Annotated in this window: 1 protein-coding gene and 1 pseudogene; both read right to left on the minus strand. The window is 57.9% G+C overall.

What is annotated here, in order from left to right; genetic code table 11:
• The coding region (locus P0G09_RS18545) for a HisA/HisF-related TIM barrel protein (protein ID WP_275253406.1) at window positions 1-94 on the minus strand (94 nt) is incomplete at its 3' end.
• A gap of 79 nt (window positions 95-173) precedes the next feature.
• Window positions 174-302, minus strand: a pseudogene (gene hisH / locus P0G09_RS18550) (imidazole glycerol phosphate synthase subunit HisH); the annotation flags it as partial.

Consider the following 302-nt stretch of genomic DNA (forward strand, 5'->3'; position numbering starts at 1 on the left):
GGTCCTCCCCGTAAACGGTCATACGGTCATAATCTCCCTGCGTCAGGCGGACAACTTTGCCGCCCCGCAAGTCAATGGCTGGGAATATATTCATAGATTCTCCTTTAGCGGCCTTACCCTCTCCGTCTTTGCTTCGCAAAGCCGCCAGGCTTTGACTGAGAGGGCGAGCCAGTTTACAATTCTGCAAACGCTCTCAATATGCGCAGCCCCGTCTCCCCGCTCTTTTCGGGGTGGAACTGGGTGCCGTACACCCTGCCCGCCCTGACCACGCCGGTCACGGGGATGGAGTAATCGCTGACAGC

Source organism: Faecalibacterium sp. DFI.5.82, from assembly GCF_029076575.1.
Taxonomy (GTDB): Bacteria; Bacillota; Clostridia; order Oscillospirales; family Ruminococcaceae; genus Faecalibacterium; species Faecalibacterium duncaniae.